Annotated in this window: 25 protein-coding genes and 1 other annotated feature; of the genes, 1 reads left to right on the forward strand and 24 read right to left on the reverse strand. The window is 38.1% G+C overall.

Annotated features, from left to right (window positions below; genetic code table 11):
* Positions 1 to 4 precede the first annotated feature (4 nt).
* The 7 genes from ABT997_RS01270 to ABT997_RS01300 all read right to left on the reverse strand — a co-directional run bounded on the left by ABT997_RS01270 (position 5) and on the right by ABT997_RS01300 (position 4,665).
* The gene (locus tag ABT997_RS01270) at positions 5 to 1,498 is read right to left on the reverse strand and encodes a hypothetical protein (RefSeq protein ID WP_048716912.1); all 1,494 of its coding nucleotides are present in this window, start codon (positions 1,496 to 1,498) and stop codon (positions 5 to 7) included.
* 91 nt (positions 1,499 to 1,589) lie between these two features.
* Positions 1,590 to 2,057, reverse strand: coding sequence for a deoxycytidylate deaminase (locus ABT997_RS01275; RefSeq protein WP_195549953.1), 468 nt, complete (start codon positions 2,055 to 2,057; stop codon positions 1,590 to 1,592).
* Between the two features lie 133 nt (positions 2,058 to 2,190).
* A complete protein-coding gene (rplT, locus tag ABT997_RS01280) occupies positions 2,191 to 2,550 on the reverse strand; it encodes a 50S ribosomal protein L20 (RefSeq protein WP_000124834.1) in 360 nt (119 codons plus the stop codon).
* 49 nt (positions 2,551 to 2,599) lie between these two features.
* The gene (gene rpmI / locus ABT997_RS01285) at positions 2,600 to 2,800 is read right to left on the reverse strand and encodes a 50S ribosomal protein L35 (protein WP_001125942.1); all 201 of its coding nucleotides are present in this window, start codon (positions 2,798 to 2,800) and stop codon (positions 2,600 to 2,602) included.
* Positions 2,801 to 2,833: 33 nt separating this feature from the next.
* Positions 2,834 to 3,364, reverse strand: a complete 531-nt coding sequence (gene infC, locus ABT997_RS01290) for a translation initiation factor IF-3 (RefSeq protein WP_006597373.1) — start codon at positions 3,362 to 3,364, stop codon at positions 2,834 to 2,836.
* Between the two features lie 15 nt (positions 3,365 to 3,379).
* Positions 3,380 to 3,510, reverse strand: a sequence feature (ribosomal protein L20 leader region).
* A gap of 20 nt (positions 3,511 to 3,530) precedes the next feature.
* A complete protein-coding gene (gene cmk, locus ABT997_RS01295) occupies positions 3,531 to 4,214 on the reverse strand; it encodes a (d)CMP kinase (protein WP_350018556.1) in 684 nt (227 codons plus the stop codon).
* A 10-nt stretch (positions 4,215 to 4,224) separates the two neighbouring features.
* The gene (locus ABT997_RS01300) at positions 4,225 to 4,665 is read right to left on the reverse strand and encodes an SAG1386/EF1546 family surface-associated protein (RefSeq protein WP_006597409.1); all 441 of its coding nucleotides are present in this window, start codon (positions 4,663 to 4,665) and stop codon (positions 4,225 to 4,227) included.
* 45 nt (positions 4,666 to 4,710) lie between these two features.
* Between ABT997_RS01300 and ABT997_RS01305 the strand changes: the two genes are divergently transcribed.
* Positions 4,711 to 4,908 (forward strand): ferredoxin, encoded by a 198-nt coding sequence (locus ABT997_RS01305; protein ID WP_006596042.1) that lies wholly within the window; start codon positions 4,711 to 4,713, stop codon positions 4,906 to 4,908.
* Here the strand turns inward: ABT997_RS01305 and ABT997_RS01310 are convergent.
* From ABT997_RS01310 to ABT997_RS01390, 17 genes are all read right to left on the reverse strand, one after another.
* On the reverse strand, positions 4,905 to 5,393 hold the full coding sequence (locus tag ABT997_RS01310; protein ID WP_006596041.1) for an EbsA family protein: 489 nt from the start codon (positions 5,391 to 5,393) through the stop codon (positions 4,905 to 4,907). The two genes, ABT997_RS01305 and ABT997_RS01310, sit on opposite strands and share 4 nt — an antisense overlap.
* 128 nt (positions 5,394 to 5,521) lie before the next feature.
* Positions 5,522 to 8,050: an LTA synthase family protein gene (locus tag ABT997_RS01315; RefSeq protein ID WP_350018557.1), complete on the reverse strand. Its 2,529-nt coding sequence runs from the start codon at positions 8,048 to 8,050 to the stop codon at positions 5,522 to 5,524.
* 37 nt (positions 8,051 to 8,087) lie between these two features.
* On the reverse strand, positions 8,088 to 9,572 hold the full coding sequence (locus ABT997_RS01320) for a DUF2142 domain-containing protein (RefSeq protein ID WP_006596039.1): 1,485 nt from the start codon (positions 9,570 to 9,572) through the stop codon (positions 8,088 to 8,090).
* 10 nt (positions 9,573 to 9,582) lie between these two features.
* A complete protein-coding gene (locus ABT997_RS01325; protein WP_006596038.1) occupies positions 9,583 to 11,328 on the reverse strand; it encodes a rhamnan synthesis F family protein in 1,746 nt (581 codons plus the stop codon).
* Position 11,329: 1 nt separating this feature from the next.
* The gene (locus tag ABT997_RS01330; protein ID WP_195549954.1) at positions 11,330 to 12,988 is read right to left on the reverse strand and encodes a glycosyltransferase family 4 protein; all 1,659 of its coding nucleotides are present in this window, start codon (positions 12,986 to 12,988) and stop codon (positions 11,330 to 11,332) included.
* 17 nt (positions 12,989 to 13,005) lie between these two features.
* Positions 13,006 to 14,208 (reverse strand): ABC transporter ATP-binding protein, encoded by a 1,203-nt coding sequence (locus ABT997_RS01335; protein ID WP_195549955.1) that lies wholly within the window; start codon positions 14,206 to 14,208, stop codon positions 13,006 to 13,008.
* Positions 14,208 to 15,014, reverse strand: coding sequence for an ABC transporter permease (locus ABT997_RS01340; protein ID WP_048716888.1), 807 nt, complete (start codon positions 15,012 to 15,014; stop codon positions 14,208 to 14,210). Before ABT997_RS01340 ends, ABT997_RS01335 begins: the two co-directional genes overlap by 1 nt.
* Positions 15,014 to 15,955 (reverse strand): glycosyltransferase family 2 protein, encoded by a 942-nt coding sequence (locus ABT997_RS01345; protein ID WP_350018558.1) that lies wholly within the window; start codon positions 15,953 to 15,955, stop codon positions 15,014 to 15,016. Before ABT997_RS01345 ends, ABT997_RS01340 begins: the two co-directional genes overlap by 1 nt.
* Positions 15,952 to 17,100: a beta 1-4 rhamnosyltransferase Cps2T gene (gene cps2T, locus ABT997_RS01350; RefSeq protein WP_195549957.1), complete on the reverse strand. Its 1,149-nt coding sequence runs from the start codon at positions 17,098 to 17,100 to the stop codon at positions 15,952 to 15,954. The genes ABT997_RS01345 and cps2T overlap by 4 nt, the downstream gene beginning before the upstream one ends.
* Before the next feature lie 110 nt (positions 17,101 to 17,210).
* Positions 17,211 to 18,059, reverse strand: a complete 849-nt coding sequence (gene rfbD / locus ABT997_RS01355; RefSeq protein WP_350018559.1) for a dTDP-4-dehydrorhamnose reductase — start codon at positions 18,057 to 18,059, stop codon at positions 17,211 to 17,213.
* A gap of 65 nt (positions 18,060 to 18,124) precedes the next feature.
* Positions 18,125 to 19,051, reverse strand: coding sequence for a glycosyltransferase family 2 protein (locus ABT997_RS01360; protein ID WP_195549959.1), 927 nt, complete (start codon positions 19,049 to 19,051; stop codon positions 18,125 to 18,127).
* Positions 19,052 to 19,107: 56 nt separating this feature from the next.
* A complete protein-coding gene (locus ABT997_RS01365) occupies positions 19,108 to 20,082 on the reverse strand; it encodes a glycosyltransferase family 2 protein (RefSeq protein ID WP_287514887.1) in 975 nt (324 codons plus the stop codon).
* Positions 20,083 to 20,181: 99 nt separating this feature from the next.
* A complete protein-coding gene (locus ABT997_RS01370; protein WP_195549960.1) occupies positions 20,182 to 20,964 on the reverse strand; it encodes a glycosyltransferase family 2 protein in 783 nt (260 codons plus the stop codon).
* Complete coding sequence (locus ABT997_RS01375; RefSeq protein ID WP_195549961.1) at positions 20,948 to 22,231, reverse strand: lipopolysaccharide biosynthesis protein; 1,284 nt, start codon at positions 22,229 to 22,231, stop codon at positions 20,948 to 20,950. The genes ABT997_RS01370 and ABT997_RS01375 overlap by 17 nt, the downstream gene beginning before the upstream one ends.
* A complete protein-coding gene (locus ABT997_RS01380; protein ID WP_195549962.1) occupies positions 22,215 to 22,550 on the reverse strand; it encodes a DUF2304 domain-containing protein in 336 nt (111 codons plus the stop codon). The genes ABT997_RS01375 and ABT997_RS01380 overlap by 17 nt, the downstream gene beginning before the upstream one ends.
* Before the next feature lies 1 nt (position 22,551).
* On the reverse strand, positions 22,552 to 23,262 hold the full coding sequence (locus ABT997_RS01385) for a glycosyltransferase family 2 protein (RefSeq protein WP_195549963.1): 711 nt from the start codon (positions 23,260 to 23,262) through the stop codon (positions 22,552 to 22,554).
* A gap of 148 nt (positions 23,263 to 23,410) precedes the next feature.
* Complete coding sequence (locus ABT997_RS01390) at positions 23,411 to 26,398, reverse strand: CocE/NonD family hydrolase (protein ID WP_350018560.1); 2,988 nt, start codon at positions 26,396 to 26,398, stop codon at positions 23,411 to 23,413.
* Positions 26,399 to 26,467: the final 69 nt, after the last annotated feature.

The raw sequence follows: 26,467 nt of genomic DNA on the forward strand, positions 1-26,467 counted from the left end.
CTTTTCAAAAATTATTTTCCCTAGTATCCTTTGGTCGTTTCATCCAAAAGAAAGTAGCTAGTAGGACATCGATGGCTAAACAGAAAGATAGGATCTGTAGTGGCCACAGCAAGCCATAAACAGCTGATAGCCCGTAGAAAATACATGCAGAAGCCCAAAAGATTCGAGAATCTATCGCCAATGCGAACTGGGTTGAGACAAAGCCGATAGTAAATAAAACCAAATGAATACCCGTTGCATAAAAAATGATGAAGGCAAAAGGGCCTGTCAGGATGAGTCCAATAATACCCAAGCCATAATAAGCAAGACCTAACCATTTTGGGAGAGCAAAGAGATACGAAAACATAGACGATGCATTTTCTTCCTTGCTTAAGTTCCTGTTAAGAGGCTCTCTAGATGTCTCAAGTGACTGCTGGCTATTGCTGTCTTGCTCAACTGTCACATCCACTGTAGGCTTCTCCTGCCCAGCCTCTAAGTCCTTTGTTACAACTCCTTCTCCCCTATCGCTCGATTTGTTCCCAAATAACATAACAAGAGGAGCGATGACTAATTTTTCTTTTATCAAGACGAATACATTAGGATAGCCGTATCGTTTTGGATAAGTAAGCAAATCGGGTAATAAGGACGAAGATTCCTTATTTCCGGAGCTTCCTTCATCTGAACCATTTTGACTTTCTAACCGCTCAGCTGGCTCTTCTTCATCTCCATATGCAGCACCTTCTCGCTTAGCAAGGGCGCTTGACCGCGTCCCAAAGATCTTTTGCAAACTTTCCTTCTGTCTATATACCAGATAAAGGGAAATAACAGAATGGTAAAAAGGGATGGGTGAAGTCGTCTTTAAAACAAGCAGGTCTAGTGTGACAGAAGGGAGATAGTAACAACCATAAAGACAACTAAGCACAAATAGAACCTTCTGATTCTTAAGGACGAGAAGGCAAGTCAACAAAATGACTAGCAGGACTTCTTGGTCCACTCCTTCAAACAATCTCCAGTAAAAGTCAGATTTTGAATGATCCAATATATTCCACAAGCGTAAGACAACAGGAATCCTATCGACCAATTGTAAGATACTGATCCCCAAGGAAACCAACGGAACGATTGGATACCAAGTCCCTTCCTGACCAACTAAAGAACGAAGACGAGGCCACTCCACCTTATTGATCATGATCAGGACAATCGCTAAGGTTGGAAGTTGAGAAAGTCTCATCACAACCTCAGTACCAAACAAAGCAATGGGAACCTCTTGTGGCCAAAAGATGCTGAGGACGAGGAAGAGAGCATAAAGAAGAAGCCCCTCCGCCTTCTCCTGGTCTTTCCAGATTTTAACTGTGAGAAAGACTTGAATAGCCATCCATAAAAGAATCTGAATGATTGACAACCAGATAATAGGGGGATTCTCTCCGTTTCCAGGCTCTCCGGATAAGAGCATAAATACTTGAAAAAGAGCCTCAAGAATCTGGACTAGTAAGAGAATGAGGTAGCAAATTTTACGGTTCATCACAATCTCCTCCCTCTAGACGAATCAGTGAAGCGTGAACTCAAAAATAAGCTTTCAATATAATTGTAGGTAGTGAGACAGCAATCCATTCTTAAATAAAGTCTGCCTCTGCAATAGCTTCTTTGACCACTTCCAATGGAAGAAGGACTAGCTCTACTTCTTTTTCACGATAGAGATACTGAGCATATTCATCGATGCGGTATTGATGGATATAAACTACCCGCTTGCAGCCTACTTGAAGCAGCTGCTTGGTACAGTTGAGGCAAGGGAAATGGGTCACATAGGCTGTGAAACCTTTGGGAATCCCCCGTTCCGCTCCCTGTAAAATGGCATTGACCTCTGCATGGAGGGTCCGAACACAGTGTCCCTCCACCATGAGGCAGTCATGATCCAAGCAATGCTCCGTACCAGAGACAGAGCCATTGTAACCCGTCGCAACCACCTTATGATCCTTGACCAATACAGCACCCACCTTGGCTCGCTTACAAGTTGCTCGATTTGATATTAACAAAGCCTGTGCTGCAAAATACTCATCCCAAGCTAATCGTTTATGTCCCACAGTCTTGTCCTCCTTCATGAACATTCTAAATTTTTTTCATTATAGCACGAAATCAGCAAGAAAAAAAGATAACACTGTCACAGCCGATTCGTTCACTCAAAGAAAAAGAGATCCATGCGGATCTCTTTATTAATTATTTACCAAGTTTTGCTTTAGCTGCATCTGCAAGAGCTGTGAAAGCTGCTGCATCGTTAACAGCCAAGTCAGCAAGCATTTTACGGTTAACTTCGATCTCAGCCAATTTCAAACCATGCATCAATTGTGAGTATGAAAGTCCGTTCATACGAGCTGCCGCATTGATACGTGTGATCCACAATTTGCGGAAGTCACGTTTCTTTTGACGACGGTCACGGTATGCATAGTAGTAAGAGTTCATTACTTGTTCTTTTGCAGTACGGAACAAGATGTGTTTAGCTCCATAGTAACCTTTAGCTAATTTAAGAATACGTTTACGACGTTTGCGTGATACAACGCCACCTTTAACACGTGCCATTTATATTTCCTCCAATATTTCCTAGAATTCTTTACTTACAAATACGCGATTATTTCAAGCGAGTAAGCATTGCTTTGATACGTTTGAAATCTCCTGAATGCACCATAGATGCTTTACGAAGATGACGACGTTGTTTCTTAGTTTTTCCGTGGAAACGGTGAGAAGTGTAAGCACGGAAACGTTTAAGTCCACCAGAACCTGTACGTTTGAAACGTTTAGCTGATGCGCGGTGTGTTTTTTGTTTTGGCATGATATTTTCTCCTTTTTTTAACTTTCTGACAGATTATTTCTTGTCAGTTGCTGGTGCCAACTGCATGAACATTTGACGACCATCCATTTTAGCACGTTGTTCGATGATAGCAATATCTTGAGTTGCTTCAGCGAAATCGGCTAAAACTTTTGCCCCAATCTCTTTATGGGTGATCATACGACCCTTAAAGCGAATGGAAACCTTCACTTTGTTCCCTTTTTCAAGGAACTTGCGAGCATTGCGAAGTTTTGTATCGAAATCACCCTTGTCAATAACTGGGCTCAAACGAACTTCTTTCACGGTCACAACGCTTTGTTTTTTGCGTTGTTCTTTTTGTTTCTTCTGGTACTCAAATTTGAACTTACCGTAGTCCATAATTTTCGCAACAGGAGGTTTAGCTTGAGGTTGAATGAGAACCAAGTCCACATTAGCGTCGTCCGCAAGTGCTTGCGCTTCACCAAGTGGTTTGATACCCAATTGTTCGCCCTCAAGACCGATTAAGCGAACTTCACGTACACGAATTTCATCATTGATGAATAAGTCTTGCTTTGCTATGGTTTTCACCTCTTTTTTTATTTTAGAGAAAAACAAGAGCGGACTTGCTAACGCAAACCCGCACTACATGATTATATTTCATTTCTGAAACTTGATCCGTAGGGGCCAGACAACGTTAGTCGCAAGGCGAGAAGTTCTCACTTCTGCTTTTCTCAACTTTTATATGATATCAAGTTTATGATGGATTGTCAAGGATTTTTTTTGCTTTTTCTTCAATAAATGCAACCACTTGATCAATCCCGACACCAGTCGTATCAAAATGAATGGCATCGTCTGCTGGTTTCAATGGCGAAACCTCTCGGTGACTGTCTTTGTAGTCCCGATCAGCAATTTCTTTTTTCAATACTTCTAAATCTGTTTCAATGCCCTTGCTCAAATTTTCCTTATAGCGACGTACTGCACGTTCTTCTACAGAAGCCACTAGGAAAATCTTCAATTCTGCATTTGGTAAGACAACCGTCCCAATATCACGACCGTCCATGACGATCCCACCTTGAGCAGCAATCTGTTGTTGCTGGGCTACCAAGCGCTCACGCACAGGAGCCAAGGCAGATACCCAAGAGACATTGTTGGTCACTTCATTGTCACGAATTGGATGAGTCACATCGACATCAGCTACGAAGACTAATTGCTGGCCGTCTTCAGAGCGCCCAAAGCTCACAGGATATTGGTTCAGCAAATCAACCAACTGGTCAACATCTGCTTCAGTCAGATCATGACGAAGAGCCAGATAGGTCGCTGCGCGATACATGGCACCCGTATCGAGATAAGTGTAGCCTAAATTTTTAGCAATAATCTTAGCAACAGTTGACTTCCCGCTAGATGCAGGGCCATCAATCGCGATTTGAATCTGTTTCATAGCTTATCCTTTATTTAATCTTGACGACATCTCCTGGATTGGCATACCATGATCCAGTAGACATGTGAGATGGATTCAGTTGTTCTAATTCGGCAATCGAAATGCCAGCACGCGCCGCAATTGCTGCTTCTCCTTCACCAGCTAGTACTGTAATCGTACCTTCTTCAGATTCTTCTGCACTTGCTTCCTCTGTCTGTTCTGCAGCTGGAGCACTGCTTGCTGCAACGACTGTTGTTTCACCATTGTAGAAACCGCTCATTTGTTTCTTCTTATCGCTTCCACCTGTAGAAAGGTAAACTAAGAAGCAGACCATCGCTACAATAATAATAAAGAAAATAATCGCCAAGATGGTCAACAAGCGATCAGCTTTTATCCCATTTAATTTGTTTGTTCGTTTCAATGTTTCTTCTCCGTCATCATAAATTTCTTCTTCCCATGGCTCTTTCGGCATAACTTCCTCCTTGTGTTTTCCTGTTAAAATCATTACAATATAGATATGAAAATAACCTTAATACCTGAACGTTGTATCGCATGTGGCCTTTGCCAAACATATTCGGACATTTTTGACTATCACGATAATGGCATCGTTAAGTTCGCCTCTGAGGATGAACGATTGGAAAAAGAATTTCCTACCGATGCTTCTATCCAAGAAGCGGTTAAAAATTGTCCAACCCGAGCTCTTATTAAAGATTAAGAGCTTTTTTCATTATCTGCATAGTAGAGTTGATAATAGTCCACATGGATAAAGTTATCTGTCAACTCAATCTCACCCTTAAAATGATCATTCAAGGCTAAGGCATTGATAAAGTATTTTTTGGGCCACTTACGCATACAGAAGGTCCGACTTCTTGATCCATCGTTAAAAATTAACTTGATGGAATTCTTTGTAACTTCCACTTTTTCAATCGATGAAATCGGAACTTTTATAGGAGTTAAAGGATTCGCCGTGATAATCCGTAAAATCCCATCATCGTAGATCGTAAAATAGCGATGCACTCCTACAGCCAGCAAGGCCATAAAGAGAAAGAATGAAAAGAGTACCACCGTCGGGATACTGGAACTCTCATACATTAGAGCTAGTCCAATAAAGACGGGTATAACCGATAATGACCAATAGGTAATCAGCATGGATAAATCAGGCTGCCAATGGTATCGGATTTTCCCAAAAATCTTAATCATATGCGGAACCCCCTCCTACTAGTTTAGCATAAAATCAACAAAAATAGAACAGGAAAGCCTGTTCTATTTTTAATAATTTAAGTTATCAAATAACCTGATCAAAACGGTAGGAAATTTGTAAGCATGAATCAATTTTTGGCAGTAGGTACTTTGAAGAAATCTTTTGATAAATAGCCTTTGCCACTAATCAAATCATATTCAACCATTTTGAGATCCTCAGCGATTTCCAACGCTTCTCCTTCTAAAGCTTTTTTGTCAACACTTGCTTTCTTCAAAACCTCAGTCAAAAGAGCATAGTAAGGTGAGACTTTAGAGTTGGTCTGTTCAAAGACCATAGCAGAGAAATCACTCGAGTTAACTAAAGGATATTCTAATTTAGGAGCATCGAAATTACTCCAAATAAAGTAGTCTGTTTGGTATTGACCTTCTGGATAGTTCTTAAAGGCAGATTCTGGATACAAACCAGGCAAATGATCCCCATAGAAGACAACTGTAATCTTTTTATCGATTTTGGATAGCTTTTCTAGGAAATCTTGGGTGGCTTTGTCAGTAAACGTTAATAACCTTGAATAATTTGTCAAACGAGTATTCACATCCTCTGAGAAACCTTTGCCGGAAGCTGTTACATCTGATGGTTCCCCTGCAATAAATGGGGCGTGATTCTGCATCGTAATGACTGAGAAAAACTGACTCTGCTTAGGATTTAAATCTTTTAGGACTGCATTATAGGTTGATTGGTCACTAACATGAATTTCCTGGTATCCTACATTATATTCCTTTTTGTCATCAATACTTACAAACTTATCAAAATCCAGTCTATTATAGATAACATCTCTTGAATAGTTAATTTTTGATTCAAAATGGATAATTTCCTTATTTTTAGGTGCAAAAGAATCACTTATCGAAATTAACGGTTGCATTTTCGGAGCAACATCTGAGTATAGAACAGAGACGGTAGGGCTGATATTATAAAATGGTAAACCTGTTAAAGTTTGAAATTCCATATTAGCCGTACCACCGCCGTAGCCATCTGATTTCATTAAACCACTTGTCACTTTTGACTTTATATCTTGAATATTTGGGATAGGATTTCTAGAAATTGTCACTCCTTCTATTCTGCTAGGATCCGAAAAACTCTCACTTAGAACATAGATGATGGTCTGTTGATCGATAACTTCATTTCTTGTTTGATTGATTTCAGAGGCTTGATTAGAGTATTTCTTTTCAATCTCAAGCATTTTTTCTTTACTATATCCCTCCGGTTTTATCATGACTTCTGTTGTCAATTGATTGAACCAGACAAAAGCTAACGACCGATACCTGGCATTAATCGAATTCCCCAGCCATTTCGTATCCTGAAAGTTATTCAATAAGGTGATAACTGGTACTTTCTCCGAAATTACGCCATTTTCTTTTTGGTCAAAGATAGAATATACTTTATAACCAAATAATACAAGAGCCAAAAGTGTAAGATAGCGAATTATCGTTGACCGTATAATTTTCCCTGTGTAAATATATCGTCTGCCGAGAATATAGGTAACCGATAAACCAACAGCAACTGCTATGACAATGAGCATAAAGGAGACATCAACAAAGCTAAATAAAACGGACGGTTGAGATAACCAGACCAAATCACTCGGTAAAATAGGTTCTCCCCTCATACTGAATTTAACAGCGTTGGCAACAACGAAAGAAACACTACTAAAGACTATTAGAATCGTTGTAAACCAATATCTATTGATCAATACATATAGAGAGATATATAGAAACACGAGACAGAGGATAGGAAATACGACTCCACCTGGAAAAATCGAATAACCAACAAGCAAGTCTCCTGCTCCAAGTCCAAGTTGCACACCAGTGTTAGATAGAATAGCTAGACTAATACTAGTCATAACAGCCAGTGAAAAACTCGATCTATTTTTAACTAAGTCTATTTGACCTTTGACAAAAAACAATCCGATAAGAGTTAAAAGAATAGAGAAACCAATCATTCTAAACTCGACAAACCAGAATTGCGACAGGGAATACTTGCCTCCTCCGGTTTTTCCAATGCCATCAAACAAATACCAGGTCGTACGATAGAGAGTTGAAGGAATTTTAGAATCTGTTAAAACAAAAGTTGTTAAAATACTAGAATGCAATAAGTATTCAAATAGTTTTCCAATTGGTCTCGTTTTTCTTTTAACAGCCTTGTTATCAAACCACTGTCTAATAGTTGAAAATAAGAGTGAACTAGCAACTAATACCGATACAAAAACAATTGAGTTGGTCTGCCAAAAACCATTCTTGGCAAAATCGAATACCTGATATTTCAGTACATTAATATGAAGGGCAACTTCAACTGAATAAGAAAGAATTAAATAGACACTATAGGATACAATAATCTTTAAAGCAAAAATTCGCTTTAAATCATATTGAGATATTAAGGCAACTAAAACGACTGTTGCAAGCCCAAAATAAATCCCACAGTGATTAATCAATGCTATAACGGAACCCGTTGCTCCTAGTTTCTCGGCAATCACATGCTGAACTAGATACGTATTAATGACAAGAAATAAGACGAGGAGAGCAAAGGAATACAGTTGAGTTCTCGTTAATTTTTGATAGTTTCTTATAAGAAACTCTTTTAAATTAAACTTCTTTTTTCTCTTCATTTTTCTCCCCATAACTATGATGTTTAAATTATAATAATCAACCCTGAATTTGTGTATAAATCCCAATACTAATCGTTAAAATGTTCAAAAAGATGAGTGCATATTGTAACGATATATCAAAATGTGAATCCTCACTTTGAGCAATATCAGCTATACCCACTTTTTTGTGGAACCATGTGCCGAAATAAAGTGGTAGAAACATTAAAATATAATAATAGTAACGACCTTGAACCCCACCAACAACAATATCACCTGTGTGATATACACGAGGATCTCCAGAAATCGCAACAATAATTAGGGTTGCTGTACCTAAAAGTAAAAGCAAACTGTAGTATTTAAAGAATTTAGGCAGTTCAATCTTATTTCTAAGAATAATAATGAATAGAATGAAAAAGAAAGTGAAAATTGAAGCTGCGATTAAAAATGCTGATTTTTCAGAAACATACTTTAATGGATCTGAAATAAAATCATTAATAATTCCATGCGGTGCTAAGAATAAAGTTCGTAACAATGGCAACGGATGCGTTAAGAAATAAAATAGACCTGGACCTTCCCCTGAAATTGAACTTCCAGAAGGGAATAATTTAATAATACCAACATAAATAAATGATATAAATAGATTTAAAAGAAATAGTAAGGAAGAAAATGACCTCATTTTTTTATCTTTATAATATCTATTTGGTAAAACAGACAACAAACTTCCGGTTAATATAAAAGGAAATTTCGAAAATGCAAAAAGTAATGTCGTACATTGAAAAGCAATTGCATATTTTTTATCAACTTTATTTTTCTCAGAGAGTACATTTGTTAATAATGCTAACGCAATTAAACTAGCTCCAAAATATAAGTAATCATAATGGTAACCAGCGATAATATATAAAACAGCTGGGAACGTAGAAAAAAGATAAATAGCTTCTCTGAATACCTTACTGATTTTTAATGCAAGATAAGCTAAAATTGCAAAGGCTATAACTTCGAAAATTCTTCCTAAATAATAAGAAACATATACTTTTTTCGAGATCAGTTTACCGATGGACCATCCAATAGCATTAGGGAGAAAGGCCGGATTGTCAAATCCAACTCTTGTTCCTCTAATTTTACTATCTTTATGTTCTACACTATACCAGTACTGTGAGGATTTTTTCCCAGGGTTTCTTAAAGCATCGTAACCAAATACAGAATCATAGTCTTCTAGCTTTTCATCCGAATACTTAAAAATCGGACTATCTGTTATACTAATGACGTTTGGCAAGTGCGACTCTTCATCCAATCCATATTGAACTGGCTTGACAACAGAAATAAAACTACCAAATATAACTATTAACAGAAACGCATTCCGTGGTAATTTATCAGAGTCTTTTGAATTAAACAGCAACAGATAGATAACTGATGCTATTATTAGAATTAACACTTTCTTATTCAAAGTAAATTCAAATAAACTGGTCAAAAAAATCCTTGAGAACAAGATTAAGACGATTGCAATGATAATATTTCTTAACTTTTCTTTATCAAATAAACTCACAAGATTTCCTCTACTTTCTCTTGAGAAGTCTCAACATAATATATTTTATTGCTCTTGCTGGCCCAATCACGATATACTTTAAGGCTCCTTTAATCCCACCGATTTGATTAAAGTCCACGAAGGTATGTGGTTGGAGATCCTCTCGATTGTTCAACTGCTTATTATCGATAAATGGTGTGAGAACGTGTGGATTTTGGGAAATCCTAAAGTCATATTTTTGATCCCAGGCAATGTAGACTAATAAGCGTTCAATCGCATGAAGGATCGAATTTTGAGGAAGAGGTTCAGCTGGAACATCTGCTGCTTTCAAATTCAAATCAAAGAGTGGTTTCAAAGCATCATACTTAAACCAAACAAAGGTGCCATAGCTCATAACAAAAGTATTGAGATTTTTGAAATCAATTGTCTTGGTCGCTCCCATCCGTTGCCAGAGCTTGTTCATCTCTGGTGAAATGAGAACTTCATTCCAGGCAACCACTATTCGATTGTATCGGAAGAAGGTTGGAATATCTGCGATGGTGATTCCAACTTTTGGATTGGCTTCCATATTGGCAAGGATTTTATCTGCCGGTTTAACCAACATATCAATCAATTCTTTCCGCCAAGATTCACCAGCCCAGAAATCTGCTTCTTTGGATTTCTTGGTATGAAAATGGCCGACATAATCATAGTGAGAGAGTTGCTCTTTTAAGAGCAACATTGGTAACACATCTCGTCCAATGTTTCCAGTCACCACGACTGTCGCAACTTGGGCCCGATTAGAAAGAATCTCCTCAATAGCCTGTTTCTTCTCTTCTACATCTGTCGTAATCCACAAGTCATAAGCAAAATGAAAAGCTTGGAAAGCATCTAGAAATTCTTCTAAGAGGTCCACATAAAAGACATGGAGATGAACCGCAACTTTTTTATCAAATGTGTCTCCTAAGTCTTGATCCTTCAAATACTTACGGGATAAGAGATAAGGATAGTCCGGACGGTCAATCATAGACATGTGGTTAAGAATCAAATCCAATGGATAGTCCGATACACGCTCCAATTCATCAAAAATATAAGGCATGATTCCTTCATTGTTTGCAATGGTTTTGACTTTGATGAAAGGAACCTTATGTTTAAGAATCACTGTAGGATTGTAGTAAGAAAAGTCTGGATAGAGCATCCCAGTTGTATCTTCATGGATGGTATCAAAGACAGTTTTATAGCGAAAACCAGCATCCAGGAAATTCGTTGTGACCTTAGTCTCGTAGTTATCGATCACATCTTGGACATTGGTAAAGTCTTGAACGCCCTGCCAAAACTCATGGAAAGTACTTGATTCAATAACCTGTTTTTTAAAACAGAGATAATAACTCTGAATATGTTCGTTAAAATCCTTGTCTTTCCGGTAATTGGTCATTCCCCAAAAATCTACTTCAGGGTCATTTTCAAACTGCTGATAAATTGATTCTAAATCCCAAAGCGGTCCAAAGCAGGTATCATTCATGAGGGTAACAGAATCAAAGTGAGACAGTTGATCAAAGCCGACTGTCTTCATTCCATCCCGCCAAGCAGCGAAGTCAAAGCCACTATTTTGGCGCTCAAGAATATCATCCACCAACTGTTGGGAAGACAAATGATCCTTCACATCTTCTGGTAGCTGACTATTAGAGATAAAGACCACCCGTGAATACAAGGGACGAATTTTTTCTAATTGGTAGAGTACATGCCCACTAATAAAATTAAACTTATTGTAGTGAACATATAAAAGTAAATGTTGCATATTATTTCCTTATTCTTAAGAATTTCAAGATCTTTGTTGGAATGGTCCAACGGCGAGAATGGATGACCGAGTTGTAATCATGAGTTAATTTCCTATAACTTTCAGCTAAATTGTATTGATGTTTAATAAAACCTTCGTCATCTTCTTTTTCGTAGGAGAATTGAAATTGATTTCCTGAAACAGTTGAAAGATCATAAAGAATATGTGGATGGGTATCAAAGAAAACTAAAACGTCATCCAGATCAATTCCATTTGACATTGCAAGAGGAACTTCTCTCTGATCTTCCAATGCAATCAATGATAATTTTTTATAAGAGCCTGGGAACTCTGAAAGCAATATTTTTAGACTCTTTTCATTTTCAAGTTGAAAGATAATGGAGCCTGTATTTTCCATTCTCTCTCTTATTATTTTATGGTAGGTTGAGTGCAAACCATCGTTTGAAGCTGAAATAACTACCTGAGATTTTCCAATCATCTCAATATCACGATTCTTGAATTTCATCCCCAAAAATCGAGCGTACTTGGATGACAGCTTTTGGTTAATGGTTTGTGTCTCCACTTCGATGTATTCTCTAAAACCAGCATAAATCGTCTCAAGAGTATATTTCTTTCGTGCTTTTTTTTGATCCAATAGTTGTTTTTCTTTATATGAATCAAAATTATAAAACACTGTAGCCATTTTTTGACTTAGCAAATCCCTATCCTCTAGTGGATATAAATTCCCAGATTCTAAAAATTTACTAGAAGACAAATGGCCTAAATTGTCAGATATGATTGCCGGAACACCATTTAGGACTGATTCCACAAATACCAAAGAAAATGTTTCTAATTTAGCAGGTAAGACAAGGATATCTTTATCTGTCACCAAGGACCATGGATCCGAGTGAAACCCAACAAAACTCACACGGTCTAGATGATGCGTTTGAATATAGTCATCCATCAACTTTTTGTACTGTTCATCCCATCCTCCGATAAAGACCAGTTCAATATCTTTCCGATTTAATTGATGATAAGCAGCGAGCACCTCTAGCTGATTTTTTCGTTCGTTAATTCCACCAATTGATACAAAACGAGAAATGGTAGAATTCTTGAGCGGACGTTCTTGAACTTCTGTATAGGGAATAAACGGAATCAATTTATCAGTCGTAAAATAATTCGTAAGAGTGTGGTACAATTCCCCTTCGACTACAAAAATTTTATCCGACAAATCATCAATTAAGGGAATTAGCTCCTTATAATAGCCAAACTCACCAAAAGGAAATTCATGAATAATATAAAAATGTCTCACCTTTTCACATGCAGCAGCTATTGCTCCCTGAAACACATTTACTGTATTCGAAATAACCAGTTCAATCTGTTCATTCTGAATGATTTCTCTTACTTCATCAATATTCTTTTGTTGAGAAGCTTGAATTTCTAAATCCGAAATATCCAGTGTTTTAGACTCAGGCCACCACCACTGATTCGTTTTTAACTGAAATAGTTTAATCCCAGTTGTATCCATATGACGGAGGTAGTCTTTATCGATATGTGGAGCATTATCCGGTATTACATTGTAAACTTCATGACCTTGCTGAACCAACAATTTCATCAGGTTCACAATCGATACTTCTGCTCCACTAAACATAGCTCCAACAGGAGAAACAAATAAAATTTTCATAGCCTACACCAAAGGTATTATTCCCACTTGCCTTGACGGATTAACAATCCAGTAGAAGAATCCAACTCTGAACGATTTGTCCGATCCACAACCCGATCAATTGAAAAGACCGGAGGGTTCGTTGTCGACAATATTGCTAAGTTTTCTTGATTTTCGTCTCTTAAAAATGCTACTAATCTTAATTTCACATGATTAAAGTACGGTAGTTTACATTTATAGGTGATTTTTTTAGGTCCGACACCAGATAATGGAATATCCATGGAATTATCGTTATAAAGCCCATTCCCAGTAGAAATATCAACAAATGAAAAGGCTATATGTGGATTCACAGAATCATCTAATAGATCAAATGAAAACTCAATAACCACCTCATCATCAGGAGTTACTTTTTTAGGAGAAAGCAATCTAGCTGTAAAATCTTTAACTTCCGCTGTGACCAAGCCCTCGTCTTCATTTCCATTATGATGGGAACTCGATTCCAAATTGTCAAAACTATATTGATCAGAAACGTCAAAGGGATCACCAATTGCTTTCACCAAACCATTTTCAATCAAAACGGCCTTGTTACAATATTTCTTGACGGCCCCCATATCATGAGTAACCAGGATAGTAGTTTTCCCTGATTTTTTCCGTTCTTGGAAATAATCGTTACACTTGCGCTGGAAGGCTTCATCTCCTACTGCAAGGACTTCATCCAAAATCAAGATATCCCCTTGGGCCTTAATGGCAACCGAAAAGGCGAGACGAACCTGCATCCCAGATGAGTAATTCTTGAGTTTTTGATTCATGAATTCATGCAACTCGGCAAAGTCTACGATATCATCGTACATGGCATCAATTTCAGCTGTTGAGAAGCCCAGCATGGCCCCGTTCATGTAGACATTTTCTCGACCTGTCAGTTCTGGGTTAAAGCCCACTCCAAGCTCAATGAAGGACACCAGTTTCCCATCAATAGTGACAGTGCCTTTTTCTGGCACATAGATTTCTGAAATAATTTTCAAGAGGGTTGATTTTCCAGAACCATTTCTTCCGAGGATCCCGAAAAAATCTCCTTTTTCAACTTCAAAAGAAATATCCTTGAGAACGTGTTGTTCTTTATAGCCTTTAATGCCTTTGAAGCGATTGACCAGGGCAGTTCGAAGACTATTGGTTGCTTCTGTTGGCAACTTAAAGTACTTGCTGACATGGTCTACTTTTACTGCAATTTGTTTATCTGTCATTAGAGAATCTCCGCAAATTTCTTAGCATGTTTGTTAAAGTAAGCAAAGCCAGCGACAAAAATAAGAATTGGTAAAACATAAGGAATCAGAACCAAGAACTTATTCTCTACCAAAAGCCAAACAGGGGTGTTGGCCTTATCAATCAAGAAATACCGCATGTCTTGAATAATTTGTGCTAATGGATTCATCATGACCAACTTAGCCGCCCATGGATTGCGGTCTGCAATAAAGGTAATTGGGTAGATAATTGGCGTCGCATACAAGCCTGCTTGCAAGAGCACTTCCCAGACTTGACCTAAGTCACGGAAACGGACAAAAAATGTCGCTAAGATTAATGCACATCCTGTCGCCATCAAGAACAACTCAAAGAATAGCGGAATCACCATCAAGGCTGTCCAAGAGAATGTCACCCCATTAAAGAATGAAAAAATCAAAACAACAATAAGGTTAATGACAAAGTTAATGGCTGCTCCTGAAATCGCAGACAAGACAATGATGTGTTTGGAGAAGTTCAATTTTCGCAACAAGTCGCCTCGACTAACAATCGACACCATCCCCATAGATGTTGCTTCTGAGAAAAAGCCCCAGATTACATTGGCCAATAAGAGGGCAACTGGGAAATGGGGCACATCTCCACCCAAACGTAAGAAGCGGATGAAGACGACATACATGATTGTAAAGGTCATCAATGGCTTTAAAATCGACCAAAGATAACCGATCGCTGATCCTTGGTAGCGTAATTTAAAGTCTGTTTTAATTAATTCTCGTAATAAAATTCGATTTTTCTGACTAAAAACGTCAAACATTATTTTTTACCTCGATATGCAAACTTTGTCAGAATCAAGCCGGTAAACACAAAGGTGTGAAAAGCCCGGTTCTTCCGATAACCATACTGACGAAGTCGTCTCAAACGTTCTTTTAGTGGAACGTCCATGATGGTCACAAAGTTTTCAATAATTTCTTTATTTTGGGGGCTGACTGGCAGATCCAATAAATTTTTTGCTTGTTCTTGACTGGATTCAATGAGCTTCCAATACTTAGCAAACAGAATATGAGGGCGAACCCAGTTTTTAACCCGTTTTTTTAGGGTTCGAGCTCCAAGAACGTTGCTACTGTGCTGCCGGTACAATTCTGTCGGCTGATCGATATAGATCAACTTTCCAAAGGCAGTTGCTAGTAATGCTAAATACCAATCATGCATGAGAAGCGCATGTTTTTCTTGGCCTGTCCATAAGTCAGCCAACGCGTGGTTAATCATGGCTACCCCACCAGTTACTGTATTTTCCGTCAACTCTTGAATCAGTTCTGTATTGGCATGATCAGACTGGGTGCGAATCATACTCTCATGTTGCACGTTCAAGTTTTCATCGACCACTTTTAAATCTGTGTAGACCAGCAAAGGGACTTCTTGAGGGTGCTTGGCCGCTTCTGCTACTTGAAGAGCAATTTTTTCAGGAAGCCAAACATCATCTTGATCACTGAAGCAATAAAGATCTGCTTTTTCATATTTCAAGAGGGCGTGGAAGCTTTTGATGACACCAAGATTTTCGATAGCACCTTGATTGATAAAGCGAATGCGCTCATCCTGGGCTACCAACTCTCGAATGATCTCCACCGTACCATCTGTCGACCCATCATCTCGGATCAAGAGTTGCCAATCCTGATAAGTCTGGTCTTGGATACTTTTGACCTGCTCTTTTAGATACTGTTCACCATTATAGGTGGACAACAAGATATTTACTTTCATGATAAGAATAATTCCTCGTACTCACCTACAATTTTTTCCCAGGTAAAGTTTTGCTTCATATTGGCCTTGGCACGTTGACCCCAATCAGATACATCTTCTAAAGAATCAACCTGGTCGATCAAATGCGCTAAATTCCCAGCTTCTTTGGTCCAATATTGAGCTGCATCCTTTGCAACTGTTTGGTTAAAGGAGACTCCTAAAACCAAATTCAGATCCGTATGAGCAAGAGCCTCTAAGAGACCCGGATTGGTTCCGCCCACTTCATGACCATGGATATAGGCAAAGGCTTCTTTACGGATATACTTCAATAGGTCTTGATCATAGACCGTTCCTATAAACTTGACGCGTGGATCCTGATCAAATCCTGTTCGAGCACGGAGTTCTTCAAAATAAGGATTGCCTTCATGGTTACAAATAATCACCAAATCCCGCTTGGTGGAAGAGGCCATAAATTCACGAATGGCAGTCTCATAATTATTTTCTGGGACAAAGCGACCCAAGATCAAGTAATAGTTCTTCTCTTGTGTCTGCCACTTGTGATAGAGTTCTCTGACCTTCCTATCCTGACTGCTCAGGTTGGTCGGAGATAAGTCCGTCCCATAGGCAATATAAGTCGTCTTGGACCAAGGATAGGCTTCCTTGATATAGGACTCAATACCTGGGTTGTCTGAAATTACCAAGTCAGCGTGGCGCGTCATGATCTTTTCGGAATACTTGAGATAGGCTTGGATCGGTTTAGCCCACTTGGCCCGCTTCCACTCCAGTCCATCTGGGTTGATATAGAATCGTCCACCCATCTTATGGATCTTACGCGCAAAAGGCGCCACAAAGGCTCCGATTGTATTGCCTAAGACATAAAAAATCGGCTGTTCAATTCCCTGTTTCTTAATAACCTTCAGAGCATAGTTGATGGCCATCATATCATAGGCAATGACGCGAGCTGGCCCAAGTTTCGGTGCTTTAATCGTAAAACAATCGACACCCTTGTAGTCAAAATGATGATAGGCTAGATCATTAGAAAGGCAAGCAACATGGTACTGGATTTTCGAAGACACTTGATGGGAGACCAATTGGTCCACAAAAGTCTCAAAACCGCCATATTGAGCCGGAAGCCCACGACTTCCGATAATAAAAACGTGTTGCATAATATTCCCTTTCTAACAATTTACAGTCTATTCAATTATACCATTTTCTAGGCTTTTTGCCTAATTCAAACAGAAAAGCGACCCTTGAGGGTCGCTTCAAATTTCTCCTATCACACTTCTTGTTTATAGAACTCTTTCAAGGCATCTTGCCAAGTTGGAATAACGAATCCTGTAGCTTTCGCTTTTGCCAAGCTCATCGTTGAGTTTAGCGGGCGTTTTGCCTTAGCTGGGAATTGGCTAGAATCCACTGGTTTCACTTCAACATCCGTATCTTTGAGGATTTCAACTGCAAAGTCATACCAAGTTGTATCTTCTTTCGCATCGTTAGACAAGTGGTAATAACCATACTCCTTACGGTTTTCAGCCAAATAAGTCATGAACTCAGCCAATGTACGTGTCCAGGTTGGACGACCATGTTGGTCGTTGACGACTGTAAGTGTTTTGTGAGTCTTGGCAAGGTTTTGCATGGTGAAGACAAAGTTCTTACCGTAGTTTCCAAAGACCCAAGCTGTACGGATGATATAGAAGTTCGAAACATGCTTCTCAACCAATTTTTCCCCCATACGTTTGGTACGACCGTACTCTGTTTGGGGATCTGGTTGATCGTCTACTTCCCATTCTTGCCCAACTGGCATATTCCCATTAAACACATAGTCCGTAGAAATATAGACTAGGGTTGCCCCATGTTTTTCAGACGCCTTCGCTACATTTTCCGTACCAGTCACGTTGATCGCATAGTCCAACTCTTTCCCTTCATCTTCAGCAGCATCAACGGCTGTATAGGCAGCACAGTGATAGACTAGAGTTGGCTTCACTTGCGCAAAAACCTCATCTACTTTCTCTGCATTTGTGATGTCCATTTCAGCTACATCAACAGCTACATATTCTTCATTTCGTTCATCTAACAAATGGCGAAGCTCCGTTCCAAGTTGACCATTTGCACCTGTAATTAAAATCATGGTAATTTCCTTTCAAATGATTTTTCCCTATCATTATAGCAAAAAAAACAGAAGATTTCTGCTTTTTACTTGCTTTTCTCCTTGATGACATAGATTGGACGTTTCTTGGTTTCCATGAAGATCTTACCAATATATTTACCTAAAATTCCAATGGTTAGTAATTGGAATCCTCCAAGAAAGAGAATCACCGTCATGAGGGATGGCCATCCAGAAGTTGGATCTCCAAATACTAAGGTCCGGATCACAATCAGAACCATCATGACAAAGGCTAATACCCAAGATAACAGTCCACCAATAAAGGCAATATTTAGTGGGGCGTCTGAGAAGTTTACAATCCCTTCGATCGAGTATTTGAAGAGGGACCAAAAATTCCAGGAAGTCTCTCCTGCCACGCGCTCTACATTTTTATATTCTAGGTATTCTGTATCAAATCCAACCCAGGCGAAAATCCCCTTAGAGAACCGATTGTACTCAGATAGTTTAAGAATGGCATCGACCATGGGACGGCGCATCAAACGAAAATCACGCGCTCCGTCAACCATTTCAACTTGGCTGATATGATTGATCAATTTATAAAACATCCGTGCAAAGAAAGAACGAATCGGTGGTTCCCCGTCACGGGTTACCCGACGGGTTCCGACGCAATCCAAATTTGGCTGTTGATCCAACCTCTGCTTCATTTCGATCAATAACTCTGGCGGATCTTGTAGGTCCACATCCATGACCGTTACGTAATCTCCTGTAGCGTGTTGGAGGCCAGCATAGAGAGCTGCTTCCTTCCCAAAGTTTCGTGAAAAAGAAAGATAATGGGCATAAGGATTCAAGAGATTGAGTTCACGTAAAACATCTAACGTTTTATCAGAAGACCCATCATTAATAAAAATATATTCAAATTCTTCCCCCATGGAGGTCCGAACTCGTTCCATTTCTTCGTAAAATAATGGAATCGATTCTTCTTCGTTAAAACACGGGACTACAACTGATATAACCATTCATTGCTCCTATTAACATTTACTATTATCTTTTCGGTAAACTATAGTTTTTCTAACTATCCTTTACAATACAGTTTTGCAAACAGTTTTAATAAACCGACTTTTTCAATCAAGTTCATTGTAAAGATAGCTAGTTTAACCATCAATCTCTCATCTCTAATTTCTCGATTAAAAACAGAAAGTGTGGACTTCATTCCATTTATCTTGACCCAATCATTAATTTCTTTATATTGACGTAAAAACTCCTCACTTGTTGAATGTCTCCCACCGTCCAATAACCAATAAAGAGTAAATTTTTTTATAAAAAATTTAATTAATTTAGTTTCAGAAAAATCTTTAGGGATAATCGCTGCAATTTTATCAAGTACATTCTTGATATCTAAATTTGGGTTAAATCCTTTATTTAATGTATTAGATGCACTATTCTCATTGTAAAACCAATTATATCCACAATATGGGATAGTTCTTATATTTTCAGATTTTGTATATACCGTTAAGCTGAATAACAAGTCCTCAGCCAGCGGAATATCTGGAAAAGAAAGTTCGTTATCTACTAAAAATTTTTTTCTATAGATGCGAGCACATGGTGAAATTGATCTGTATTTCGACCATTTATCTTTACCCAATTGGATAGAAAATAGTTGTTTACCATCTTGGTTTACTCTCTGAAGTCCACCAATAACCGCATCATCTATCCCACTTGATATTTCATCATAAAACACCTGCAAGTAGTCTGGGTTTATGTAATCATCACTGTCGATAAACATGATGAATTCACCTTTTGCAAGCTTGATACCTTCATTTCTAGTATAGGCTGCACCTTGATTTTCCCGACTCAAAATTCTAATACTTGGAGAAAATTGTTGGTATTCATTCAATATTTTGAACGAATTATCCTTTGAACCATCATCAATTGCAATAATTTCAAATGATTTAAAACTTTGATTCAAAACTGAATCTATACATCTTTTGAGATATAATTCTGCATTATATACTGGAATAATGACACTAATCTTAGGCGCTTCTTTCACAATTTTATCCTTTATATTTATAAATATCACTCATGGTTTTTACAGATAAGCAAGAAAATAGAACTTTTATATTGTTAGCAAACCTCAAACAAGTAATGTTTAACCATTTGTATCCTGACTCTTTTTATAAAAACGATTTAAACATTTCGCTAATCCTTTTGGCCAAAAAAGATTATACATCATGTAATCTTCCTTAGTTCGAGTATTATCACTAATGGTATTACTCGTTTCAGAATCTTCATGAATACGATGGCACATTAATTTTTTTGGAATATATACAAATCTGCCATCATACTTTGCTAAATGGTACCAAGCAAGCCAGTCCAGGCTAACTCTCCATTCCTCATCAAATCTAAACCCCTTAACCAATTCTAAATTATAAGTTACAGCAGGGCAACAAATCGGATTTCCAAAAGCAAGAATGCGATTTCTCCACCACTTAGTTTTAGGGAATAAAGAGATTGTTTTTAACATTAATGATTTTATTTTTAGATTTGAAGTTGGTTTAATAACTTCACCATTTTTTTCTTCAAAATAATCAGAATAAAGAATGATAGCATCTTGATGCTTCTTTATCCTCTCTTGAATTTCCATTAAATAGGTTGGCTCATAATAATCATCTTGATGGGCAATCGTAGCATATTGGCTGGTAACAAAAGATAATGCATTATTCCAATCTTTCCCAATCCCACCACCTACACTTGTATTAAATGGAATGGCATATTTCTGGCAAACACTTTCGATAAATACACTTGGAGTAGAGGTGTATAAAATAATATTACTTTTTACGGTTTGGCTTAATAACGATTTTATACAATCCTCTAAATAAGGGCTATCCCCGTAGGCACAGATTACAAATGTATGATCATTCCACTGATTCATATTTTTGAATTTCCTTCCTTCTCATAATTACAAAGACACTCCAACTCGCAAGCGTGTAAAATAACATAACTATAACAAAACTAAGCCCTGCTCCAAACAAGCCAAATTCCCTCATCGCTAAAGGCGTAAGAAGATTTGTCAACAACGCCATTGCGATATAAACATAGAGTAGATAAACTTGCTTCCTCAATATAATTAAAAAATCACCTATGACAGACGCTATAGAATATAAAAAGCCGGAAAGCACTAAAATAGTAAGTAATAAACTATAATTTGATAAATCAATACCACTTATAATATTCAAAATAGGGATCCCTAACAAATAGGCTAGTATTGATACCACCAGTCCCAAAATCATAAGTAATAATAAAATCTTACGAACCATAGCATTAAACGTATGAAATCTTTTTTCTGACCATTGTTTTGCCAAATCGGTAATTAACGGTCTTAATGCTAATACAAATAAACTCATAAAGAAAACAGGCATGAATAAGATACTGAAGTCTCTTTGAGCACCTTCACGTAATACACCCTCGACTAGCAATTTATCAATCACTTGTTTTGGATAATTCAATACATACACTAATAAAAAACCATTGACAAACAAGGGAAGGCAAGTTTTCATGATACTAATTGAACGCTTAAATGTAGTATATGAAATCTGATTAAAGGGTATCGTTCTAATTTGTTTGGATTGGAAATAATCACCTAAAAAAACAAATAAAACATTAAATAAGCATAAACAAATTAAAGAAAAAATTAAAGAATCTGAAAGTAACAAACTAATTAGGAGAATGATTGTGCTCAAACCATAACGTAGCACCATTAATTTCCCGGCAATATCTAAACGTTCATGTTGTTGAAACAATCCTTGGAATAAGTCAGAAAAAGCATCACAAGAACGATAAAGCACCGTTAGGATTATAATTAAAAATAAATTTCCTTTTCCAACATTATTTCCACTAAAAAGTAAATATGGAAATAATGTGACTAACATCAAACAAATTGTTATAACCCTAGTTAGCCAATACTCCAAATATGAGTATGTTTCTTTCAAATCAGTCGCCTGATAATTTCTTACTTGAAACATACCAATTACAATCCAGAGATTCCCAATTGCATAAGCTAAACTAAAATTATCAGCATCACTTGCGGAAGTATATCGAGAGACAATAATCAAATACAATATAGAAACTGCAGCCGCTGCTATATTCCCAGCAAAATTCCAAAAATAAACACTCCTATTTGCTTTATTGTTCATTTTCATTCTCACTTCTTAATAAGGCAATTGTTTGTGACAATTTCTTAATCTGTACTGATTGCTTCGATACAGTACGAGTTAATGAAAAGATTAAAAATATTAATAAAAATGTACTTAATAGAAAAACAAAGTTACTTAACGTCTGAATCCCAAGAAATTCAGATATTGCTCCAATCAAATTCGGAAACCAAATGACTGGCAACGAGACGATACAAAGAATAAGCCAAGAGATGACATTTCTCATTTCAACAAGCTTCTTTGCAACCAGTCGTAGAATATAAAGCATAAAAACAATCACAATAATGGTCAACCAAATATTTAGCATCTTATTTCTTATATCCTCCACCGATTCTAGCCAATAACATAGCCATTGTCACTTTAATCATATAGTAAACAGATTTGCTTAATGTAATCGATGATTCCCCGTGTTCTCGTTCGTTCATTAATACAGGCACTTCTGCAACTGAATATCCTGAGGTTAACAGGGACACAATCGTCTCTGGTTCTGGATAATCACTTGGATATTGTTTAGCAAATTCTTCGATCACTTTGCGATCTACCACCCGCAACCCAGATGTAGGATCTGTTACCTTTTGACCCGTCAAAACCTTGATTAATTTTTCAAAAAATGAAATTCCAATCCGCCGCGCGAATGAGGATTGGAAACCTTGATTTTCAATGAAACGAGAACCAATCACCATGTTGACTTTTTTTTCTTGAAGAACTTCTAACATTTTTTTAATAAATTCAGGATTGTGTTGGCCGTCTCCGTCTACTTGGACAGCGTATTGGTAGCTGTGTCTAACTGCATATTGATATCCTGTTTGTACAGCACCACCAATTCCTAAATTGATGGGTAAATCAATGACATTAAATTGATTCCTTTTACAAATTTCCAGAGTATTGTCTGTGGAACAATCATTGATAATGACATAGTCAAATTCTGGCGTATGTTCCTCAATCATCTTGATTGTTTTTTCTATATTACCACTTTCATTATAAGCAGGAATAATAATTAGCAATTCTGAAGTTCTCAATACTTCTACATTCCCTTCTAAGCATATCACCTCATTATACTATATTTAAGGCTATTTTTCTAGTTCAGGACAATGCTTAGAAGCACGCAAACTACTAAAAAATCAGCTCCCCTAAAAAATAGGAAAGCTGGTGATTCAATCTATATGACTAATTTTCTCTTTCTTTTAGTTGGACGATTCCCATTCCGACTATAAGAACGATTCCCAACACACTTGAAATGACTTCAAAGTTGGTGGTCATTCCAGTTTGCGGCAAATAAAGTCCTTCCTTACGAGTACTGCTTACTTGAGGGAGATTTTCATCCACCGTCTCGGATGTTTCTTGTTGGTAGTTAACAGCTAGTGGTACCAGCGTATTCTTCTTGCTAGGCTCAACTGCTAATGAACCTGACTCGTATGGTGTATAATCCTTGTTTGGTGTCTGCTCTTTCTGATCCACAGTATGCACAAGGGTATCCAGTGGATACTCTGGCAGGGGTTCTTCAACCAATGGAAGTACCTGATAAGTTTCATCCTTCTCATTTGGAACATACCAAGCATAGCGAAGACTACTTTTTTGAACAGTTGGTATTTCTGCTACGATGGACTGTGTTTTCAAGCGATAGGAATACGGATCATCCGTCCAGACATAGTTACTATCAAAGGTAGTAAAGACTAAGCCCAGTTTATGCCCCTTCTTAACCGTGTAAAGGTTTGGTTGTAGATAGACGGTGTAGTTCCGAAACTCTCCGAGCTTGGGATCGATGCTACTACTTGAGCTAGCGGAGGCATAGCTTGCATCTGGATTGGCTAGGTTGATCCAACCAGAAGAGATGACCTTATACTTGGTTTTAATGGTTCCAAATTGCTTGTTAGGAATGTTTTTCAAATTACTTCCCATCCAGTAGCCTGTTTCAGAAAGGATATTTAGAGGCATTTCTTGGTACTTGTAGCCTGCTTCATCATAAGTGATCTTATTGGATGCAACATCAAATTCCTCATCAGAGAGATCGACCAGTTGCACATTAACTTGATAGTCTTTGTGCTTTTGATCATTCAGCTTGGCTAAGGCAGCTTGGAAATGGACAGGAATATTCCCTTTAATGGTCACATCTTCTGTCACTTCTGCTGTAAACAAAGCATTGGCAGTAGAGGATTGCTTGGTGGTATGAGAATCACGATTGGTCCAATCCATCCCTGCACCATAGTAATCATTATCAATGGTTTCTTCCTCACGTCTAGAAAGTGTCTTCAAGGTCAATTGATTGCTAGACTTCCAGCTAGAATAATGTTCCCATTTAGATGGATCATAGTTATTAGAAACGGTTACTTCTGGTAAAGACTCTACCTGATTTTCTGCATCATATAGGTAGTGACTAAACCATAGATTGAGAAGGTCACTGACACTTTGTTGCCCCTCTTTAATTCCGAAGCGTTTATTGACAGGATAGATATGATCTCCTTGATAGAGATAGAGCTTCACGGGCTGGCCAGCCTTTTTCAGAGTCTCATACATCAGGTCAAAATGTTTAGTTCTGACATTATCATCATTCAACCCATGCATGACTAGGGCACTAGCCTTGAATTTTTCTGGATGAAGGGTATAATCACGATTCTTCCAGATGTCGCTATAATTATAGCCATGTTTATGTTGGTCGCGATTCAACTGAGTAATGTAGCGAGCATAGTCCTCTTTAATCTTAGACCAGTCAGCCGGATCTAGAATCCGATTGGATACATAGACAGACAAATGCGATAAATCTCTGTAGGGACCGACGTTAAAGGTCGTTCCTTGGCTGTTGTAATAATCATACCAACTCGCGATTCCAGCCGCAGGAACAATAGTCTTCAGTCCCTCGACTCCTGTCGCAGCCACTCCAAAGGTAGTGGTCCCTGCCCATGACAATCCCGTCATACCGACTTTTCCATTCGACCAGTCTGCTTTAATAGCAATATTCGATGTCTTATCTGTATAAGCAACCCGTTTTCCATTTAGCCATTCAATGACACTCTTATAACCAGCTACTTCCAAGTCACTTCCTGTTGTATTGATGCCCTCTGACTGATAGCTCCCCAATCCAGATGTGGTAACGACCGCATAGCCTCTCACCAAGAAATAGTTGTACCAGTTAATATTTTCATAATCGTAGCGTGTGAAGGTTGCATCACTTTCGTTTGGATTTTTATAGTACCAATCTTTGGAATCTGCCTTTTTAGCATGTTCTAAAGTTGTGGTAGAACCAGTTTGACGACGAGGATCTATATAACGATAGAGTTTCTTGTTGTCAAACTCGCCCTCCTCTTTTAGACCAATTTCTCCAAGGGTTTCCTTATTGGTCGTTCCCGCCACGTAAGGACTTGCCTCATAGATGGTCGAAGCCTTATAATCTCCATTGGCAGCTGCTTTCGGAAGTTGGACAAATGTTTTAATGAGGTCCCTTTTCCCATCACCATCTGTATCATAGTCTGATTCGACATAAACGACAAAGCGGATGATATCACTCTTTTCATTAGAATAACCAGTTTCTACATCACCTGGAGTAAAAGGAAAAATAGGCTGGGTCTTTCCATTAAGGATGAGAGGTCCTTTTTTCTCTGCACGATAGGCCTCTCTTAATTTCTTAGCGATTGAAATCATATGGTTTAGATTCTGGACCGGCTCATCCTTGCCTACTCCATCTGGAATCATCCCCAAGCTCTTTGCAAACTCAAGTCGATCTTCAAGCGTTGCACCTGTTTGGTCCGGTTTGGACTCCGCCCATTTCAGCAACTCGTCTGCTGTTTCCCCTATGGTCAAATTTTGATTTGCCACATTTGGATTTTCAATCAAACTAGAGAGTTTTCCAGACGTTTCTGAAACCGATAAAGGTTTCGGTAATCCTCCTAAAGTATCGTCAGTTTCAGTTAGCTTGCTAGCGTCCCCCTCCACTGGACGCTCTATCTCAGCATCTGCCTCCACTACTGACTCAAGGCTTGCAGTTTCAGACTGGGCATTTGTTTGTGAATTCTCAGTAGAAATAGCTTCTGGAGAACGAACTAGCTCAGAAACTGCTTCGGTCGGCTTTTCAGCCTGCTCCTCAGCTTGAACCTGATTGGCTATTACTATAGGCGATAGTAATAAAGCAGAAAGAATAAAAGTAAACTTCTTTTTACTCATAATGAAACTCCTTTAAAATTGTAGAGATTTGAAAGAAGGAAGGCCTTCAAATAAAATGATAGCGTTTAC

The organism is Streptococcus australis (genome assembly GCF_040226615.1).
GTDB lineage: Bacteria > Bacillota > Bacilli > Lactobacillales > Streptococcaceae > Streptococcus > Streptococcus australis_E.

What these genes read in the sequence shown, in the direction of transcription:
- ABT997_RS01270 (WP_048716912.1), bottom strand. Translation starts at nt 1,498, where the DNA reads ATGAACCGTAAAATTTGCTACCTCATTCTCTTACTAGTCCAGATTCTT.
- rplT (WP_000124834.1), bottom strand. Translation starts at nt 2,550, where the DNA reads ATGGCACGTGTTAAAGGTGGCGTTGTATCACGCAAACGTCGTAAACGT.
- rpmI (WP_001125942.1), bottom strand. Translation starts at nt 2,800, where the DNA reads ATGCCAAAACAAAAAACACACCGCGCATCAGCTAAACGTTTCAAACGT.
- cmk (WP_350018556.1), bottom strand. Translation starts at nt 4,214, where the DNA reads ATGAAACAGATTCAAATCGCGATTGATGGCCCTGCATCTAGCGGGAAG.
- ABT997_RS01300 (WP_006597409.1), bottom strand. Translation starts at nt 4,665, where the DNA reads ATGCCGAAAGAGCCATGGGAAGAAGAAATTTATGATGACGGAGAAGAA.
- ABT997_RS01305 (WP_006596042.1), top strand. Translation starts at nt 4,711, where the DNA reads ATGAAAATAACCTTAATACCTGAACGTTGTATCGCATGTGGCCTTTGC.
- ABT997_RS01310 (WP_006596041.1), bottom strand. Translation starts at nt 5,393, where the DNA reads ATGATTAAGATTTTTGGGAAAATCCGATACCATTGGCAGCCTGATTTA.
- ABT997_RS01315 (WP_350018557.1), bottom strand. Translation starts at nt 8,050, where the DNA reads ATGAAGAGAAAAAAGAAGTTTAATTTAAAAGAGTTTCTTATAAGAAAC.
- ABT997_RS01325 (WP_006596038.1), bottom strand. Translation starts at nt 11,328, where the DNA reads ATGCAACATTTACTTTTATATGTTCACTACAATAAGTTTAATTTTATT.
- ABT997_RS01330 (WP_195549954.1), bottom strand. Translation starts at nt 12,988, where the DNA reads ATGAAAATTTTATTTGTTTCTCCTGTTGGAGCTATGTTTAGTGGAGCA.
- ABT997_RS01335 (WP_195549955.1), bottom strand. Translation starts at nt 14,208, where the DNA reads ATGACAGATAAACAAATTGCAGTAAAAGTAGACCATGTCAGCAAGTAC.
- ABT997_RS01340 (WP_048716888.1), bottom strand. Translation starts at nt 15,014, where the DNA reads ATGTTTGACGTTTTTAGTCAGAAAAATCGAATTTTATTACGAGAATTA.
- ABT997_RS01345 (WP_350018558.1), bottom strand. Translation starts at nt 15,955, where the DNA reads ATGAAAGTAAATATCTTGTTGTCCACCTATAATGGTGAACAGTATCTA.
- cps2T (WP_195549957.1), bottom strand. Translation starts at nt 17,100, where the DNA reads ATGCAACACGTTTTTATTATCGGAAGTCGTGGGCTTCCGGCTCAATAT.
- rfbD (WP_350018559.1), bottom strand. Translation starts at nt 18,059, where the DNA reads ATGATTTTAATTACAGGTGCAAATGGTCAACTTGGAACGGAGCTTCGC.
- ABT997_RS01360 (WP_195549959.1), bottom strand. Translation starts at nt 19,051, where the DNA reads ATGGTTATATCAGTTGTAGTCCCGTGTTTTAACGAAGAAGAATCGATT.
- ABT997_RS01370 (WP_195549960.1), bottom strand. Translation starts at nt 20,964, where the DNA reads ATGAATCAGTGGAATGATCATACATTTGTAATCTGTGCCTACGGGGAT.
- ABT997_RS01375 (WP_195549961.1), bottom strand. Translation starts at nt 22,231, where the DNA reads ATGAAAATGAACAATAAAGCAAATAGGAGTGTTTATTTTTGGAATTTT.
- ABT997_RS01380 (WP_195549962.1), bottom strand. Translation starts at nt 22,550, where the DNA reads ATGCTAAATATTTGGTTGACCATTATTGTGATTGTTTTTATGCTTTAT.
- ABT997_RS01390 (WP_350018560.1), bottom strand. Translation starts at nt 26,398, where the DNA reads ATGAGTAAAAAGAAGTTTACTTTTATTCTTTCTGCTTTATTACTATCG.